General features: G+C 43.2%; 15 protein-coding genes and 1 rRNA gene. 5 read left to right on the forward strand and 11 right to left on the reverse strand.

Annotated elements, in window-relative coordinates:
• Together MOC09_RS08040 and MOC09_RS08045 are read right to left on the reverse strand one after the other, a co-directional pair.
• Window positions 1-119, reverse strand: a 16S ribosomal RNA gene (locus MOC09_RS08040); the annotation flags it as partial.
• A gap of 228 nt (window positions 120-347) precedes the next feature.
• On the reverse strand, window positions 348-1,232 hold the full coding sequence (locus MOC09_RS08045) for a nucleotidyltransferase-like protein (RefSeq protein ID WP_268360249.1): 885 nt from the start codon (window positions 1,230-1,232) through the stop codon (window positions 348-350).
• A gap of 208 nt (window positions 1,233-1,440) precedes the next feature.
• Between MOC09_RS08045 and MOC09_RS08050 the strand changes: the two genes are divergently transcribed.
• Window positions 1,441-1,794, forward strand: coding sequence for a YgzB family protein (locus MOC09_RS08050; protein ID WP_268360250.1), 354 nt, complete (start codon window positions 1,441-1,443; stop codon window positions 1,792-1,794).
• 35 nt (window positions 1,795-1,829) lie between these two features.
• Here the strand turns inward: MOC09_RS08050 and perR are convergent, their stop codons facing one another.
• Both perR and bcp read right to left on the reverse strand, forming a co-directional pair.
• Window positions 1,830-2,267, reverse strand: a complete 438-nt coding sequence (gene perR / locus MOC09_RS08055) for a peroxide-responsive transcriptional repressor PerR (protein WP_010333472.1) — start codon at window positions 2,265-2,267, stop codon at window positions 1,830-1,832.
• Between the two features lie 132 nt (window positions 2,268-2,399).
• Window positions 2,400-2,873 carry a thioredoxin-dependent thiol peroxidase gene (gene bcp, locus MOC09_RS08060; protein WP_268360251.1) on the reverse strand — a complete coding sequence of 158 codons (474 nt, stop codon included), beginning with the start codon at window positions 2,871-2,873 and terminating at the stop codon, window positions 2,400-2,402.
• Between the two features lie 150 nt (window positions 2,874-3,023).
• On the opposite strand from bcp, the gene MOC09_RS08065 reads away from it, so the two are divergent.
• Both MOC09_RS08065 and MOC09_RS08070 read left to right on the forward strand, forming a co-directional pair.
• Entirely contained in the window at window positions 3,024-4,313 is a 1,290-nt protein-coding gene (locus tag MOC09_RS08065) for a glutamate-1-semialdehyde 2,1-aminomutase (RefSeq protein ID WP_268370149.1), read from the forward strand.
• A 218-nt stretch (window positions 4,314-4,531) separates the two neighbouring features.
• The gene (locus MOC09_RS08070) at window positions 4,532-5,593 is read left to right on the forward strand and encodes an aromatic acid exporter family protein (protein WP_268360253.1); all 1,062 of its coding nucleotides are present in this window, start codon (window positions 4,532-4,534) and stop codon (window positions 5,591-5,593) included.
• Window positions 5,594-5,667: 74 nt separating this feature from the next.
• On the opposite strand, the gene MOC09_RS08075 is transcribed toward MOC09_RS08070, so the two are convergent.
• The 5 genes from MOC09_RS08075 to fabL form a co-directional block, all read right to left on the reverse strand.
• Window positions 5,668-7,410 (reverse strand): ABC transporter ATP-binding protein, encoded by a 1,743-nt coding sequence (locus MOC09_RS08075; protein WP_268370151.1) that lies wholly within the window; start codon window positions 7,408-7,410, stop codon window positions 5,668-5,670.
• A gap of 86 nt (window positions 7,411-7,496) precedes the next feature.
• The gene (locus MOC09_RS08080; protein WP_003223272.1) at window positions 7,497-8,027 is read right to left on the reverse strand and encodes a DUF402 domain-containing protein; all 531 of its coding nucleotides are present in this window, start codon (window positions 8,025-8,027) and stop codon (window positions 7,497-7,499) included.
• 143 nt (window positions 8,028-8,170) lie between these two features.
• A complete protein-coding gene (locus tag MOC09_RS08085) occupies window positions 8,171-8,431 on the reverse strand; it encodes a YgaB family protein (RefSeq protein WP_268360256.1) in 261 nt (86 codons plus the stop codon).
• A 171-nt stretch (window positions 8,432-8,602) separates the two neighbouring features.
• On the reverse strand, window positions 8,603-8,860 hold the full coding sequence (gene sspE / locus MOC09_RS08090) for a gamma type acid-soluble spore protein SspE (protein WP_268367259.1): 258 nt from the start codon (window positions 8,858-8,860) through the stop codon (window positions 8,603-8,605).
• A 68-nt stretch (window positions 8,861-8,928) separates the two neighbouring features.
• A complete protein-coding gene (fabL, locus tag MOC09_RS08095; RefSeq protein ID WP_003223262.1) occupies window positions 8,929-9,681 on the reverse strand; it encodes an enoyl-[acyl-carrier-protein] reductase FabL in 753 nt (250 codons plus the stop codon).
• A gap of 81 nt (window positions 9,682-9,762) precedes the next feature.
• Here fabL and MOC09_RS08100 point away from each other — a divergent pair, with 81 nt between their 5' ends.
• Window positions 9,763-9,987, forward strand: coding sequence for a hypothetical protein (locus MOC09_RS08100; RefSeq protein WP_268360258.1), 225 nt, complete (start codon window positions 9,763-9,765; stop codon window positions 9,985-9,987).
• Window positions 9,988-9,994: 7 nt separating this feature from the next.
• Here the strand turns inward: MOC09_RS08100 and mutY are convergent, their stop codons facing one another.
• Entirely contained in the window at window positions 9,995-11,104 is a 1,110-nt protein-coding gene (gene mutY / locus MOC09_RS08105; RefSeq protein WP_268360259.1) for an A/G-specific adenine glycosylase, read from the reverse strand.
• A 216-nt stretch (window positions 11,105-11,320) separates the two neighbouring features.
• On the opposite strand from mutY, the gene MOC09_RS08110 reads away from it, so the two are divergent.
• Window positions 11,321-12,304 carry a metal-dependent hydrolase gene (locus MOC09_RS08110; protein WP_268360260.1) on the forward strand — a complete coding sequence of 328 codons (984 nt, stop codon included), beginning with the start codon at window positions 11,321-11,323 and terminating at the stop codon, window positions 12,302-12,304.
• Here the strand turns inward: MOC09_RS08110 and MOC09_RS08115 are convergent.
• Window positions 12,301-14,883: a YfhO family protein gene (locus MOC09_RS08115; RefSeq protein ID WP_268370153.1), complete on the reverse strand. Its 2,583-nt coding sequence runs from the start codon at window positions 14,881-14,883 to the stop codon at window positions 12,301-12,303. The genes MOC09_RS08110 and MOC09_RS08115 overlap by 4 nt on opposite strands.
• Window positions 14,884-14,926 lie beyond the last annotated feature (43 nt).

Raw genomic sequence — 14,926 nt, forward strand, 5'->3', positions numbered from 1 at the left:
GTGTTACTCACCCGTCCGCCGCTAACATCAGGGAGCAAGCTCCCATCTGTCCGCTCGACTTGCATGTATTAGGCACGCCGCCAGCGTTCGTCCTGAGCCAGGATCAAACTCTCCGATAAAGTAGTTTGACTGACTATGCACATCGCTGTGCGATTTATAAAAAATGAATTAACAGGTACGTTTTGTCTTGTTTAGTTTTCAAAGATCATTTTCACTTCTTGTCGAAGCGACTTTATTAATATAACATTTCGACTTTCTTTTGTCAAATGTTTTTTTAATTTATTTCTCCGCCGCTGTGAGCTCATTTTTTCGTAAGCGCATCAGCGACGTTTAATAATATAACACGGTCAAGAATCAGAGTCAACATCTTTTTTAAAAGAATATCCTCGGTGATAGACAGCCTGTCCTTTCGTTTCCATCTGACTGACGTTGATAAGTCCCTTTTCCGTCAGGTAATCAAGCATAACGCCAAGGTCTTGGGTAAAGTGCTCTAGGTCAGGATGCTGAAGAAGCTCACCGAATTGCCAAATGTCTTTTTCTTTCATAACTTCGAAAAGATGTGCCGAACCGATCTCGGCTTTGGAATGAATAAGAAAATCATTTGCTAAGAATAATAATTCGAGTCTTTTTCCCAAGCTCTCGTGACTTTCGATGAGCTCGGAATATAATTTGTACACTTGTGGCTCCATCTGGCGCACTTGGCTCCATACCGTAGTTTCCGGATGGAATCCTCTGTCGATTACTTCAATACGCGCTAAATGATGCAGCGCATGAACAACTGCGTTGTAGGCATCTAAAAATTGATTGGCTTCAAAAAAAGCTTTTCCTTCAACATATCTTCTGATTAATTTTCCGTATTCGAGTCCGATCTTCAGTTTGCGTTCAGCAAACGGAAATGTATTCAGCCTGTCAATCAGCTCAGCAATGTATTCATTGCGATCAAACATGACTTTTCCGTTTACAATCCAATCTATGATTCTTCTATTTGTCCCGAGCAAAATCCATTCTTGAATCTGAGAATCTGTTACCACATGCAAAGAAGCTGTTTTTTGGTCAAATTCATAATGCTTTATAAAAACAGGCTCGTCAGCCTCCTTTACAATCACCAGCAAAGCGGCATCAAAATTATCTGTTAAGGAAGATGTTTTGTTTCTTCTCTCAATCATTATGACAGCCAGTGTATTGGGATGACTTGCTCTTTCTTGGTAAATTGGACGGAGAAGATTATCCATCACTATTCCTCCAATGCAATTGTTCAAAATTTTTTTATTCTCTATTTGATTCAATTCTATGGTTAAAACGAAATTCCTTTTTTCTAAACACATTGAACTATTATAAACAATTTCACAGTAAGTCTCCATATGTAAATTCCAGTTCAACCGAAAACATGAAGAAAATCCCATCGGCTTTGTGCTATAGTTAAATCAGAGGGGGATGGACATGGCGAAATACTCCAGCAAAATTAATAAAATCAGAACATTTGCGTTAAGTTTGGTTTTCGTTGGGTTTATCATTATGTACATCGGGATCTTTTTCAAAGAGTCGGTTTTGCTTTCCAGTTTGTTTATGATACTTGGGCTTTTATCCATCGGACTCAGCACGGTTGTTTACTTTTGGATTGGAATGCTTTCGACCAAAGCGGTCCGCGTCATATGTCCGGGCTGCGAAAAAGAGACAAAGGTTTTAGGAAGAGTAGATATGTGCATGCATTGCAGGGAGCCTTTGACTTTAGATAAAGACTTAGAAGGAAAAGAATTTGATGAGTCATATAATAAAAAGAAAATCTCCAAATAAAATAAGCTGACCGTTTTCGTGCGGTCAGCTTATTTTTAATGGTTTTCTTTTTTCGAACACTCTTGGCAGACGCCGTAAATTTCTAAACGGTGGTGGCTTACTTTAAAACCCGTAACATGGGCAGCGAGCTGTTCAACTTCGTCAAGGCCCGGGTAGTGGAAGTCCACAATTTTGCCGCAGCTTTCACAAATCGCGTGATAGTGATCGGATGTGACAAAATCAAATCTGCTGGAAGCATCGCCGTATGTGAGCTCTTTCACCAAACCGGATTCCCGAAACACACGCAAATTGTTATATACCGTCGCTACGCTCATGTTAGGAAATTTCCCTTCCAGAGCTTTATATATATCGTCCGCTGTTGGATGAGCCATAGAGTTAACGAGATATTCCAGAATCGCATGACGTTGAGGAGTAATGCGAACTCCGGTTTCCTTCAACGTTTCTAAGGCTTCTTTTAGTTCATGTGCAGCCATCCGTCATGCACCTCTCTTCTAAAAAAAATTCTTACATTGTAATGTTTATAATTAGTGTAACTCTTTTTACGATAATTTGTCAATTGGTATTAGGGCAAAAGTAAGCACTCCGTAAGAGGATGACAGACGAATTTACTTTTCCGACATATCTTTGAGTGTCTGTAGGGCTTCAGCGACATGGTCTTTCACTTTTACCTTTCTCCATTCTTTTACGAGCCGGCCTTCTTTGTCAATCAAAAAAGTGGAGCGCTCAATTCCCATATATTCTTTTCCGAAGTTTTTCTTCAGCTTCCATACGTCAAACGCCTCTGCCAGCTTATGTTCATCATCAACAAGAAGCAGAAATGGAAGGTTATGCTTCTCCTTGAATTTCCCGTGCTTTTCCTGGCTGTCCGGGCTGACGCCGATAATAACGGCATCCAGTTCAGCGAAGCTTTCGTGGCTGTCCCGAAAATCGCATGCTTCAGTTGTGCATCCCGGTGTCATGTCCTTTGGGTAAAAGTAAAGCACGATATACTTACCTTTATAATCCGATAATGTTACTGTTTCCCCATGATCGCCTTTCAACTCAATATCTGGCGCTTTTTGTCCGATTTCAATAGTCATTACGTTACCTCCGGATGTGTTTTTATTAAGCGTATCCAATTCTTGTCCAGATTACAACTATCCCCTTCATTCTAAGTTTGAATCCATTGTTCTTGTTCAGAAGCATGCTACAATAGAAGGGACGCATGGAGATATAGGAGGTTTTTATTCTTGCATACAAAATCAATTGAACTTCACAATGAGGCATTAGAGCACATTGTCGGCGGTGTAAACAGCCCGTCTAGATCATATAAAGCAGTCGGCGGCGGTTCTCCCGTCGCAATGGAAAAAGCAAAGGGCGCTTATTTTTGGGATGTGGACGGCAACAAATACATTGATTATTTAGCGGCGTACGGTCCAATTATTACAGGACATGCCCACCCGCATATTACAGAAGCGATTAAAAAAGCAGCAGAGAATGGTGTATTGTACGGTACCCCAACGAAACATGAGGTTACATTTGCTAAGATGCTCAAAGAAGCCATTCCTGCTATGGACAAAGTAAGATTCGTCAATTCGGGAACAGAAGCTGTTATGACGACTATCCGTGTGGCTCGCGCATATACAGGCCGGACCAAAATCATTAAATTTGCAGGCTGTTATCACGGACATTCAGATCTTGTTCTTGTCGCTGCAGGTTCCGGCCCGTCAACTCTCGGCACACCAGACTCAGCCGGTGTACCGAAAAGCATCGCAAACGAAGTGATCACAGTTCCATTTAATGATATCGAAAGCTACAAAGCGGCCCTTGATAAATGGGGCAGTGAAATCGCGGCGGTTCTCGTTGAACCGATTGTCGGCAACTTCGGTATCGTTGAGCCGAAAGAAGGTTTCTTAGAAAAAGTAAATGAATTGACGCACAACGCAGGCGCTCTCGTTATTTACGATGAAGTTATTACGGCTTTCCGTTTTATGTATGGCGGCGCGCAAGATCTCTTACAGGTGAAACCGGATTTAACGGCTCTCGGAAAAATTATCGGCGGCGGACTTCCGATCGGCGCCTATGGCGGTAAAAAAGAAATCATGGAGCAGGTAGCTCCGCTTGGACCGGCTTATCAGGCTGGAACAATGGCCGGGAATCCAGCTTCCATCCTATCAGGCATCGCTTGTCTGGAAGTACTCAAAGAGGAAGGCGTGTATGAAAAGCTTGATCATCTAGGCGCAATGCTGGAGGAGGGCATTTTACAGCACGCGGAAACACACGGCATCACAATTACGGTTAACCGGTTAAAGGGTGCACTTACGGTTTATTTCTCTGATGAGAAAGTTGAAAATTATGAGCAGGCTGAACGGAGTGACGGAGAAACATTCGCTACGTTTTTCAAGCTGATGCTGGAACGCGGAATTAATTTAGCACCTTCTAAATATGAGGCCTGGTTTATTACAACAGCACATACAGAGCAGGATATAAAAGACACGCTTGCAGCGGTTGAGGATGCTTTTAAACATCTTAAAAACTAGAATCAGACACCTTTGACAGGAGCATTGAGCTCCTGTTTTTTTATTGCTTCTAACATCGTGTAAGATTTTGGTCATTTTCTTGAAAAATAGCTTGAATATTTGTATCGATCCCTGTATATTACTTAATTGTTTAGCAAATAAACTGACCGGGAATTTTAAGGATTAGCCATTTGCTATGTCACACAATTTACTATAGAAAGGAATGCACGCACAAACTAATGAAACTTGGTGCCCGCATTTTCAAAACTGGGATTGCGATTACACTTGCCCTTTATTTGGCTTCGTGGATTGGGCTTCCCGCGCCGATTTTCGCTGGGATTGCAGCGATATTTGCGATCCAGCCGTCGATTTACCGCTCTTTTCTCATTATTATTGATCAGGTTCAGGCAAATATCATCGGAGCTGTGATTGCCACAGTGTTCGGCCTTATTTTTGGACCCAGCCCGATTATGATCGGGTTGACAGCAGTTATTGTCATTACAATCATGCTGAAACTTAAAATTGAACATACCATTTCAATTGCTCTTGTAACAGTCATTGCGATATTAGAATCTGCCGGCGACGACTTTTTAATGTTCGCGCTGATCAGAACAAGCACAGTCATCTTAGGGGTGCTTTCTTCCTTTATCGTTAACCTTGTGTTTTTGCCTCCTAAGTACGAAACAAAGCTGATTCATAATACAGTCGAAAACACAGAAGAAATTATGAAGTGGATCAGGCTAAGCATGCGGCAGTCAACAGAGCATTCGATTTTGAAAGAGGATATTGAAAAACTGAAAGAAAAAATGATCAAACTTGATCAGACTTATCTTCTATATAAAGAAGAAAGAAGTTACTTTAAGAAAACGACTTATGTAAAATCACGAAAGCTTGTCCTGTTCAGACAGGCAATCATTACTGCAAACCGAGCGCTTGATACACTTAAGAAGCTGCATCGTCTGGAAAACGACATCTATCATATGCCGGAAGAGTTTCAGGAAACACTGACTGAAGAACTTGATTACCTGCTTCACTGGCATGAACGGATTTTGATGCGATTTGTCGGCAAAATCAAGCCGCATGATGACGCAGTTGAAGAAGGCATTCGATATAAGCAGCTTTTAACAAAATCATTTTTAAAAAACCAGCAGAACACGGATGATGAGCTTATTGATTACAACATGCTCAATATTATGGCAAGTGCAGTAGAATACCGCGAGCAGCTTGAACATTTAGAAACACTTATCACAAGTTTTCAAACGTATCATCCGAAAGACTGCGAAATAGAAACAGAAGAGTAACCCGGTTACAGAGCCGGGCTTTTTTATATACAAAAAAATCTTATACCCTTGTTGAAAGGATATAAGATTCAAGTTCAGTTCAAATTTTGAATGGTAAATAAGTGCTTGTACTGGCTGTCATAGTCCATGAGCTCATCATGGGTTCCGATTTCGATGATTGTGCCGTTTTCCATGACAACAATCTTATCCGCATGTGTGATGGTCGATAAGCGGTGGGCAACAACAAAAGTTGTTCTGTCCTTCGCCAGTTTGTCCATCGCTTCTTGAATGTAATGCTCGCTTTCCAAATCAAGAGCTGATGTCGCTTCATCTAAAATGAGGAGCGGCGGATTTTTCAGAAATACCCTCGCAATTGAGATTCGCTGCTTTTGCCCGCCTGACAGCTTAACGCCTCTTTCTCCCACCCGGGTCTCATACCCTTCAGGAAAACTCATAATAAATTCATGGGCATTGGCAGCTTTGGCAGCTTCCATAATCTCTTCAAGAGTGGCATCAGGTTTGCCGATTGCGATATTTTCCCGAATCGTCTCACTGAATAAAAAGGTATCCTGAAGCACCATGCCAACCTGGTTGCGAAGGCTTCTCGCTTCATAATCGCGAATATCTGTCCCGTCAATCAGCAATCTGCCGCTTGTCACATCATAAAATCTCGGGATCAGGCTGACGAGTGTTGATTTGCCCCCTCCGCTCATGCCGACGAGAGCTACAGTTTCTCCTCTATTCACTTTTAAAGAGACATCATGGAGAATGTTTTCTTTTTCCTTCTCATATTGAAATGAAACGTTTTGAAATTCAACATCTCCGCGGATCTGATCTGCCTTAATGGCATTTGGTTTGTCAGTGAGTTCATACGGCTCGTCAATAAATTCAAACACCCTGTCCATTGATGCAATTGACTGTGTCAATGTTGTAGACGAATTAATCAGCCTTCTAACAGGGTTGTACATTCTGTCAATATATCCGACAAACGCGACCATTGTTCCGACTGTCAGCGGTCCATTAATGACAAAATAACCGGCGCATGCAATCACGATGAGCGGCGCCAAATCTGTTATGGTATTGACGACCGCAAAGGTTTTGGCATTCCAATTCGTGTGGCGGATGGCTTTATCTAAGAAATGGCTGTTTTTCTCATTAAAATGAGCCTGTTCATGATCTTCTATCGCAAAGCTTCTGATAACAGGCATGCCTTGAATGCGCTCGTGCAAATGACCCTGTACTTGAGCGAGCGCCTGCGAGCGCTCTCTTGTCAACTTTCTTAAACGGCCGTAAAAATACTTCACCGATATGCCGTATAATGGAAATAAAACGATAGAGATCAGTGTTAATTTAATATCCAGTGTCAGCATGATAGAGATCACAATCAAAATCGTCAGCATATCAAGCCATATATTCATCAGACCCGTGATGACAAAATCCTTTGTTTGTTCTACATCATTGATCACTCGGGAAATAACTTCCCCTGTTCTCGTATTCGCATAAAACCGAAGGCTCAGCTTCTGTATATGGTCAAACAGCTTGGCCCTTATATCATAAAGCACCTTGCTGGCTGTCCACTGGGCAAAATATTGACGATAATATTCAACAGGCGGGCGCAAAATTAAAAATAAGGCGAACATGATCGCCATAATGGTGAACAATGACGTGGTTTTGTCACTGGCCGTGCCGCCTCCTTGAATAATGTCATCAACTACGTACTTCAGAAGCAATGGGAGAGCAAGCGGAATGGAGAATTTTACGATCCCGATTAATACTGTAATAAAAATTTGCTTCTTATAAGGTTTGACGAATTGCATGTAGCGTTTCATGACCCCCACGTTGATTCCCCCTCTCTCTTTACCATGATGTGTGTGAGCCCATGTGAAAAACCTGTTGTACCCCGCAACAGGTTTTTACGTAACTATTATTTTGTATAGCGCAAATACCGTTCATACCACATATCGACAAACTCGGGCGCAAACGGCCCCTGCCGCTGGTGAATCCAGTGGAGCAGCGTGTTTAAGTAGTCTCTTAAAATACTGTCGATTTCTTTTGGGTAATTCATGGCTTTCCGATGATCGTCATATTCGTCTTCATCGAGAATATTGTAGGTCATATCAGGGAAAACCTTAACATCCAAGTCATAATCAATATATTTAATTGCTTCGCCATCATAGGCAAATGGAGAACTGATGTTGCAATAGTAATGAACCCCGTCTTCCCTCAGCATCCCGATGACATTAAACCATTGTCTTGCGTGAAAATAACAGATTGCGGGCTCTCTCGTTATCCATGTCCGGCCGTCTGATTCGGTTACCATCGTCCGGTCATTGGCTCCGATGACACACATTTCTGTACTTTTTAAGATTGTTGTCTCATTCCAAATTCTATGAATCAGCCCGTTATGCTTATAGCTGTGAATTTGAATGGTTTCTCCTTCCTTGGGATAGCCCATATTTCTCCCCTACTTTCTATAAAGCCCTACAGTTAGTATGTCCAAATTTGCTTACCGACAACGTCTTTTACCTATTATAACGTTACAAATTGAAAAATGAAAATAAAAGAGCCATTCCGGCCGGGGAATGGCACATTCCTGCTCTACACAAAGGAAGACGGCTTTTCTGAGCTGCGATAAGAACGAATCACCTGCTCTGTCTGCTTTTGAAACATATCTTGAATATCGGCAAGGTGTTTCCGTTTTACCGCAATTTCAACCCGAATATCGTGCAGCCTTGCATCCCTTTCCAAATGCCGGAGTTCTGCTTCAATTTGTTTGCAGCGGTCGAGCTCTGATTGGAGATCGAGAAGCTTATCCATCGTTTTCATTTGTTCGCTTACCAGCTTTTCAAATTCCGTCATCGGTTCCTCCTTAGCCCGGTGAAAGTATAAACGTTTCCTCCTTTATTCATTTCGATCCCAATTCAGCAAACCCTTTGACTCATTCTGTAGACCTTTCACAAGTTTTGTCGTTTTCAAACAGAAAAAAAGCACTTCCACCCGAAGATGAAGTGCTTTTTTCTGTTTCAGTGATTAGCTGTTTTGTTGTTTGTTTTGTTCAGCAGATTGGTTTTGCTGTCTTACCTGCTGAACGTTCGTTTCACTAGCGAATTCAGTGCCGAATTGACCTTGTTGGCCAGCAGCTGATTGCTGGTTTTGTTTTCTGACTTGCTGAACGTTTGTTTCGCTAGCAAATTCAGTGCCGAATTGACCTTGACCAGCAGCTGATTGTTGGTTTTGTTTTCTAACTTGTTGTGCGTTTGTTTTGCTGAAATTGTTTGAGTTAGCCATTGTTATCACCTCCACGGTCATTAGAATGTGCAGGTGACCGTATGGCTATTCCTCTTTTTTAAAAATTTTTAAACGAGCAGTGAGCGTCCGCCGTCAACGATAATTGTCTGTCCGCGAATCATGTCAGCCTTGGAAGACACTAGAAATTCAACTGTATCAACCATATCTTTAATTTCGACCATGCGTCCCGCCGGCGTGTTTTGACGCGCATCCTCAAGCAGATCCTCTCTGTTCGGGAAGTGTTTCAGTGCATCTGTGTCAATCGCTCCGCCTGAAACGGCATTGACGATAATTTGTTTTGGTGAAAGTTCCACTGCAAGATAACGGGTTAATGCTTCTAACGCCGCTTTTGATACACCAACCGTCGTGTAGTTTTCAAGGTAGCGGATAGAGCCTAAAGAACTGATGCTGACGATATGCCCGCCTCCGTTCTTTTCCATTAGCTTGGCTGCTTCCTGAGCGCAGAAAAGCAATGCTTTCGCGTTAATGTTCATCGTCCAGTCCCAATGTGTTTCTTCTAATTCCATGACAGGTCTCAGAACGCCTGAAGCGGCATTATTGACAAAAACATCAAGTCTGCCGAACGTTTCATCAATTTGCTGAAACATTTCTTTGATTTTTGCCGGCTGTCCTACGTTTGCTTTTACGACAAGCACTTTGACGCCAAGCTTTTCGATTTCTTCCGCTGTTTCCAAAGCTGCTTTTTTGCTGCGTGCATAGTTAATGACGATGTTATAGCCGTTCTCAGCAAGTCTGATCGCAGCTGCTTTTCCGACACCTCGGCTGCTTCCTGTTACGAGTGCGCATTTATTTTGTTCCATTTTTCCTCATCTCCTTGTAGCGTATAGTTCTTTTATTTCCACAAACAATAATGGCAAGAACTTATAAGGGGGTCTTCTGTTATGTATGTCGGACGTGATATGAGCGAATTAAACATGGTTTCCAAAAAAGAGTGGAAAAACAGTGAACTCGCCTATTTTCATCATGCCTTTCAGCAAATTATGCCTTATTTGAACGAAGAAGGCCAATCAAAATACCGGGAATTAACGCAAGAAATTGAAGCGCGCGGCGGCATGAAGCGCAATGAAGCGGACTACAGCCACGGCACGCGCGTCACTTACGATTAAGACGTTCTTACGGAGCAGCCGAGTATGCGGCTGCTTCCACTGCCATCTTCCAGATTTTTTGATGTGACACCGGGAACGCAAATTGTTCGAGCTCTTCTTTCGTTACTTTTTTCAGCTCAACGGTATCCGACACTTGTTTTACTTTACCGAAAAACACAGAAATATTCCATACCAGGTGGGTGAAAACGTGCTCTACTACACCTTGCAGATCACTAATATCAGCTTGTATCCCGCATTCGTTTTCTAAAAATGCAGCGAGCTGTTCGCGCTCGGTCTTAATCCCTTTTTGCGTTTCAAGATTAGGGAATTCCCACAGGTTGGCAAGCAAACCTTTTGACGGCCGTTTGTGTATATACACTTGTCCGTCTTCATCAGTCAGCACGATTGCGGCCATTGTTTTGATTCCGGGCTTTTTCTTTTTGCTTTTTACCGGAAGTTCCCGTTCAGTGCCTTCATCAAATGCCGAGCAATGCCGCTGAACTGGACATAATAGGCATGAAGGCGATTTCGGCGTGCAGATCAAGGCTCCAAGCTCCATCAGGCCTTGATTGAATTCAGATGGTTTTTCTTTGGAGATGAATGCACGGACTGCTTCTTCAAAGATCGTTCTTGTTTTTGGCTTGGCAATATCGTCCCAAATGGAAAGAATCCTGGACATGACACGCATCACATTTCCGTCAACCGCAGGAATCGGTTTATTATAGGCGATGCTGAGCACAGCTCCCTTTGTATAAGGGCCGACGCCTTTTAAGCCGCCAAACGCTTTCTCTTCTGATGGAACAATGCCGCCGTACTCGTGTTTCACTTCTTTTACCGCACTTTGCAGATTTCTGACTCGGGAATAATAGCCGAGCCCCTCCCATGCTTTCAGCACTTTTTCTTCATCAGCATCAGCGAGCGCTTCCACTGTTGGGAACTGTTCCACAAACCGCAGAAAGTATGGAATCACCGTCTCTACTCTCGTTTGCTGCAGCATCACTTCAGATACCCACACTTTATATGGATCTTGGTCCTCTCTCCACGGCAGCATGCGCTGCTCCCGTTCGAACCATGAGATTAAATCATCGCGAAATTGCTGTATGTCTTTTTGTTTTAATTTGTCTTCAAGTACGTTCATATATGTTTCTCCCCAGTCTTTCGCGCCCCGCTTTTCTTTCGACTGTTTTTTGTTGTACACTAAGGGCACAGTACGATAATATGTTACATTAAATAGAAGTAAAGAAAAAGCGGAAACATATGAGAACGATTGAATCGATTTAAAAATTGGGTATATGAAAATGGGGAATATCTTACAAAAGTGAATGTGCAGGACAATCCTGCAAGGAGGTCACCTATGGATACAGGCACACATGTCGTCATGGGCATCGCACTGGGCGGTATTGCAACGCTTGATCCTGTAGTCGGATCAGATCCGGCAATGGCTCACGCTGTTATGATCGCAACGCTTGCGGGCTCTCAGGCTCCGGATATTGATACTGTGTTAAAGCTTAAAAATAATGCGGTTTATATAAGAAATCATAGAGGATTTACCCATTCAATTCCCGCCGTTTTATTTTGGTCTGTCATCATCCCGGCCATTCTGTATATATTTTATCCGCAGGCCGATTTTCTGCACCTGTGGCTGTGGACACTGCTGGCAGTCGTGCTGCATGTCTTTGTTGATATTTTCAACGCGTACGGAACGCAAGCGATACGTCCGTTTTCGAAAAAATGGGTTGCGCTCGGCCTGATTAATACGTTTGATCCGTTTATTTTTATCAGCCATCTGGCGGCGATTGCGGTTTGGTATGCAGGCGGCAGTCCCGGCATCACATTTCTCAGCTTATATATCATATTGGCAGGCTATTATTTGGTGCGCCTGATCATGCAGCTGAGAATTAAACGGAAGCTACATGAGATGATTCATGATGAGATCGAAAGCATTATTATTTCCCCAACGATGAAATTCAGACAATGGCGGATCGCCGTGACGACAGCCCATGCTTTTTATGTAGGAAGAAGCATGGAAGGACATGTGGTGATTCTGGATACGTTTAACCGCGTGCCAGTTCCTGAAACCGAAGTGATGCAAGCGGCAAAACAGGATGATAACATCGCGGCGTTTCTGTCGTTTTCTCCGGTTTACCGGTGGGAAGTGGATACGTTTAAAGATCATTATGAGGTGAGGTTTATTGACCTTCGTTATCGGAGCAAAGGCCATTATCCGTTTGTGGCTATCGTTCATATCGGCCATGACCTCAAAATTCGATCTTCTTATACGGGATGGATATTCAGCGAAGAAAAGCTTCAGAAAAAACTAAAGCTCGGCTCTATTTAGAGCCGGGCTTTTTTTCGTCTTATATATAAAACAGCAAGCAGCAGACTGACGAAAGATATGAGCGCCGATATTTTGAAGTATGGCGGATAGTAGGTCAGTTCAATGTGATTGTCTCCCTTTTGCGCTTTGAAGCCTATAAAAGCATAATCTGCTTTTTCGATCGTCTGCGGTTTCCCGTTGACCTTCAGCTCCCAGCCTTTTTCATAGGGGATCGGTAGCATGATGTACTCATTTTTCGGAAGGCGATATGCAAACGTCAGCTTATTTTTATCCCATTTCAGGTCGTCTGCTTTCTCTGTCTTATTTTGCAGTACTGCGCTATTCAGCGTTTGATAGTTTTCTTCATAAAGCGCTATGTTTCTCAGCTCATACGTTCCTTTCGGAAGTTTGATTGAGATAGCGCCTGATTTAGGCACTCTGATCGTGATATCATTTACTCCGGTTTTATAAATCGATTGGTTTGATTTCCTCGTCGTGACATAATCATTTACCTTTAACGTAAATCCTTTGTCTTTTGCTTTGCTTTTCAAATAAAAGCTGACATAGTAGTCTCCCGGAGCGGATGACGCCTGTTTCGGAGTGATCATTAGTTCTCCTCCGCTTTCTCCAGTTACGGTAAACAGTCCATTTTGATACTGGGCATGTTTTGCGGTGATGTCAGATTCAGGAAGAAGATTGGTCAGTTTTGGTGCCTGCTCCGTTTTTCCCGATGGATCTGCTATTACAATCCCTTTCAGCATTGCCTGTTCTTTCGAAAGTGCGGGCATTTTGTCCAGCTCGCTTTCGCTGTATATGGCATCGGCTGATTTGACGAAAGGAAGCATGTATTGATTTTCATAAACGACATAATGCTCCGATTCCAAATACTTTTTGAAGCCGTACGGGACGCTGGCTTCGTTTGTTTTTTCCGTCATATAGTATTTGCCGTAAAGCAGGCTGTACAAATTCGCCCTGTCTCCCAATGACGCATAACGGCTGACGCTTTCCCTCCCCATATCGATGCTCAACTCATTCCAATAGAAGCTCAGCAAATCTTTGTTTAAAATGCTGGAATAGGCACTGAAACCATTGAATCCGTAAATGATTGGCGTATTATTGCGAACCCCGTTCATCCAGTCGATTCTCATGAGCGGATCATCGTCTTCCCTCTGTAAACGCCTGATAAGTTCAGCTGATTCTTGTCCTCTGTATTCCTCACCTGTGAGATATGCCCTTGTCACACTGTCCAGGCCGCCACCTTCAGAGAGTGCGTGCTTTTGATAGGTGTTGGCGACAAAGAGAGAGGATAGAATGATCACACCGTACACAGCCACCGTTGCCCATTTCTTCGCAAAAGCCGCAGCAAACAAGGCAGCGATTGTCAGGAATAAAAGCAATAGAATGCTTTCATTCGCAGGCTTCCATAGATCCAGCTCATACCGTTGGATATGATACAAGTAAAGAAGCAGAACAAGAGCGGCGGCCGGGAGCAGTTCTTTGCGCTTGAGCTTGGCAAGCTGTGACAGGCCCGCCGCTGCCGCACCGGCGATCGTAAAGGCCAGAACATATTCAAACCTGTTTTGCGGGGCGGAAAAGCCGTTAAACACACTTGCTGCATACGGGCTGAAATGAAACAGAATAAACAGCAGGCTCAATCCGGCAAAGAGTCGAAACACGCGGTTTTTGTAAAACGTCACAATAAACAAAAACAGCAGAAAGGCAGCCGGCAAAATGATGATCCGGCTCGAAAATAAGATATTATCATCGAAATTGAACCACTCTATTTTTTGGCTGTACGGAGGGCGCAGGTTGTTTAAATAACCGTATACCACCGGCACAAACGCAGCCGCACTGATGCCAAAGGAAACGATGCCCGAAACCAAAAACATTCTGCATTGAATCCATCTTTTCTCTTCATGTTCCTCCAGTCTGATCAGCCACCTGAACAGCACGTAGATTCCGATGAATATGAGGTTTATGTATGCAAAGTAAAAATTGTTGATTAACGTCAGCGAGCACGCAACGATAAACCATGCCGGACGCCGCTCTCTCATGATTTTTTCTGCTCCGAGCACAAGCAGAGGAAGCCAAATCATAGTATCGGTAAAGAATTCCCAATACGCTTCGTGGCGGAAATAAATGATCGACACACCGTATAACACGGCCCCCGTAAACGACGCTGCTCTATGTTTGAGAAGGTAGTGAAAAACTGAAGCGGCCGTAAAGATGATCACGCTCAGTTTGAAAATGCTGATAAAAACAGCTGACTCTGCCCAAAAAAGCGTATCCGCTTCTCCAATCAGCTGTACGGCTTGAAGAAGCCAGACGGCGGCAGAGACCGCAAGAAAAAGAAAGGAAGCAGAAAAATAATAGCCAAGCTGACTGAATGTGCCGCCGCCAAGTCCGAATGAGTAATTGTAGAAAAAATTCCCGTGTGAATATTGGTCAAATAATAATTGTTTAAATACGATCATTTGCGCAAGCCCGTCACCCGGACCTGTCATATATCTGCCGTCCGCCCATTCTTTCACAAAAAAAGCATGTGCCAGAATGGAGACCAGCAGACTGGCCGCATAGATCATGACATATTTTCTTTTCATATACATTCTCCAGTCTTGCTTTTGAGATGGTAGTAGACACGCA

The sequence above is a fragment of the Bacillus sp. N12A5 genome, assembly GCF_026790125.1.
Classification (GTDB): Bacteria; Bacillota; Bacilli; order Bacillales; family Bacillaceae; genus Bacillus.

Bases quoted from the DNA above. Each gene is read 5' to 3' on its own strand.
- MOC09_RS08045 (WP_268360249.1), bottom strand. From the start codon at position 1,232: ATGGATAATCTTCTCCGTCCAATTTACCAAGAAAGAGCAAGTCATCCC.
- MOC09_RS08050 (WP_268360250.1), top strand. From the start codon at position 1,441: ATGGCGAAATACTCCAGCAAAATTAATAAAATCAGAACATTTGCGTTA.
- perR (WP_010333472.1), bottom strand. From the start codon at position 2,267: ATGGCTGCACATGAACTAAAAGAAGCCTTAGAAACGTTGAAGGAAACC.
- bcp (WP_268360251.1), bottom strand. From the start codon at position 2,873: ATGACTATTGAAATCGGACAAAAAGCGCCAGATATTGAGTTGAAAGGC.
- MOC09_RS08070 (WP_268360253.1), top strand. From the start codon at position 4,532: ATGAAACTTGGTGCCCGCATTTTCAAAACTGGGATTGCGATTACACTT.
- MOC09_RS08080 (WP_003223272.1), bottom strand. From the start codon at position 8,027: ATGGGCTATCCCAAGGAAGGAGAAACCATTCAAATTCACAGCTATAAG.
- MOC09_RS08085 (WP_268360256.1), bottom strand. From the start codon at position 8,431: ATGACGGAATTTGAAAAGCTGGTAAGCGAACAAATGAAAACGATGGAT.
- sspE (WP_268367259.1), bottom strand. From the start codon at position 8,860: ATGGCTAACTCAAACAATTTCAGCAAAACAAACGCACAACAAGTTAGA.
- fabL (WP_003223262.1), bottom strand. From the start codon at position 9,681: ATGGAACAAAATAAATGCGCACTCGTAACAGGAAGCAGCCGAGGTGTC.
- MOC09_RS08100 (WP_268360258.1), top strand. From the start codon at position 9,763: ATGTATGTCGGACGTGATATGAGCGAATTAAACATGGTTTCCAAAAAA.
- mutY (WP_268360259.1), bottom strand. From the start codon at position 11,104: ATGAACGTACTTGAAGACAAATTAAAACAAAAAGACATACAGCAATTT.
- MOC09_RS08110 (WP_268360260.1), top strand. From the start codon at position 11,321: ATGGATACAGGCACACATGTCGTCATGGGCATCGCACTGGGCGGTATT.
- MOC09_RS08115 (WP_268370153.1), bottom strand. From the start codon at position 14,883: ATGAAAAGAAAATATGTCATGATCTATGCGGCCAGTCTGCTGGTCTCC.